The following is a 1,900-nucleotide window of genomic DNA, read 5'->3' as shown; positions in this document are numbered from 1 at the left end:
CTATTTACAGAGAAAAGCTCATTAAAAAGATATTTGATGGCCTTACTGATGGCGGGGTGCTTATAGTTTCCGAAAAGATCCTTGCCGAGGATAGCCTGTTCAACAGGAACTTCATCAAGTACTACTACGACTATAAGAGAAGAAATAACTATAGTGAGATGGAAATCTCGCAAAAAAGGGAGGCGTTGGAGAATGTCCTGATCCCCTATAAATTGAGTGAAAATATTAAGATGTTCAGAGAAGCGGGATTCTCGCATATTGAGACATTCTTCAAATGGTATAATTTTTCAGGTTTCATCGCTATAAAGAATTAAGATGCTGGCAATAGGTAACTTCTTCTTCAAATACAGAAATCTCTTATTCATATTTTTGTATCTCGCATTATTTATCCCGTCGTCTGAAATCTTCACCGAACAGGCTTTTGGGCCCGATTTCTATCTATATCCACTGATCCTTGGGCTGTTTATAACCATATTTGGGCAGCTCATCAGGGGTGTGACCATTGCCCTTAAATACATTGTACGGGGAGGCAGGAATAAGGAAGTTTACGCGGATGACCTTATCACAGAAGGGATTTTTAATCATTGCAGGAACCCATTATATGTAGGAAATATTTTGATGTTGGTAGGAGTGGGGATACTAATAAACTCATTATTATTCGTCGCAGTTTTCATTCCTCTATTCTTATTCATTTACCAGGCAATTGTTCTGGCCGAGGAACAATTTCTGCGCAATAAATTTAAAGGTCAGTTCGATGCATACTGCAGCAGAGTAAGCAGATGGTGGATAAATTTCACTGGCTTGGGCGACACCATATCAAACATGGATTTCAACGGAAAAAGATGGCTTATTAAAGAATACAATACCCAAACCGTTTGGGCAACAGGGATAGCTGTTATCCTGTTGTTTTATTATCCACAGTTAACCAATTACAATACAGACCTTCGCGACACGATTTTCATCGTTTCGTTAATGGTCCTGGGAATTTATTACTTCAGTATTAGATACCTAAAGAAAAGCGGTACCTGGAAAGGATAATTTATCAAACCTATTAAGGTGTTATTCAATAGAAAATCCCGGATCTCCGGGATTTTCTATTTAGCAATGATATTAAACTACTTTGGACTTGCCAGGAATAGCGTAAGGGTACATGCCCTCTGCATCAGGCAAAACCTTTGGCAGGGCATCCCAACTGAGTTTATCCGGCATCAGATTTATTTCAGAATTTAATGCCTCATCCCAACTAACTTCTTTTCCGGAGTAAGTTGCAAAGCGGCCCATTATAGATGTCATGGTGCTCTTAGCTACCCGTTCTGCATCAGCAAATTTGTATTGCCCTTTATCAATCGCTTCGAATAGCTCATCATGTTCCGTTTGGTAAGGGTTAGGATCTCCTTTCCCGGGATGATTAAATATTACATTGCCTTTAGTATCCCAAAGCTTTCCAGAATTTGTGTTTGCTGAAAGGAACACTCTGCCTTTGGTACCCTGAAAGCTTTCATCTACCCGGTTTAAAGTTCCTTCATAATGCCTGCACTGACTCTGTATCACCGTGCCATCAGCGTAAACAAATTCCACAGTATGATTGTCATAAATTTCCCCATATTCTTTTCCTGTGCGGAGGAAACGGCTTCCTGTACCCTGAGCAGTCACAGGATACGCGTTTTTCACCCAATTAGCCACATCAATATTATGCACATGCTGCTCGGTAATATGATCACCGCATAGCCAGTTAAAATAGTACCAGTTACGCATCTGATATTCCATTTCAGTTTGTCCGGCAACACGCGGTTTAACCCAAACGCCACCGCTGTTCCAATAAACCTGGCCTGAAACGATATCGCCAGCGACACCATCTTCAATTCGTTTGATAGTTTCTCTATAATTGTCCTGATACCTG

Annotated in this window: 2 protein-coding genes and 1 pseudogene; 2 read left to right on the top strand and 1 reads right to left on the bottom strand. The window is 40.5% G+C overall.

Features of this window, described 5'->3' with window-relative positions; genetic code table 11:
• Both WBJ10_RS16235 and WBJ10_RS16230 read left to right on the top strand, forming a co-directional pair.
• A pseudogene (locus WBJ10_RS16235) lies at positions 1–314 on the top strand (carboxy-S-adenosyl-L-methionine synthase CmoA); the annotation flags it as partial.
• 1 nt (position 315) lies between these two features.
• The gene (locus WBJ10_RS16230; protein ID WP_424292176.1) at positions 316–1,038 is read left to right on the top strand and encodes a methyltransferase family protein; all 723 of its coding nucleotides are present in this window, start codon (positions 316–318) and stop codon (positions 1,036–1,038) included.
• A gap of 72 nt (positions 1,039–1,110) precedes the next feature.
• Here the strand turns inward: WBJ10_RS16230 and WBJ10_RS16225 are convergent.
• Positions 1,111–1,900, bottom strand: a 790-nt coding sequence (locus WBJ10_RS16225) for a Gfo/Idh/MocA family protein (RefSeq protein ID WP_424292174.1), incomplete at its 5' end; no start/stop codon positions are given.

It is taken from the genome of Daejeonella sp., assembly GCF_049655485.1.
GTDB lineage: Bacteria > Bacteroidota > Bacteroidia > Sphingobacteriales > Sphingobacteriaceae > Daejeonella.
This window is presented reverse-complemented; position numbering and strand designations above follow the sequence as displayed.

Excerpts from the sequence above, each read along its gene's own strand:
- WBJ10_RS16230 (WP_424292176.1), top strand. The coding sequence starts at position 316 with ATGCTGGCAATAGGTAACTTCTTCTTCAAATACAGAAATCTCTTATTC.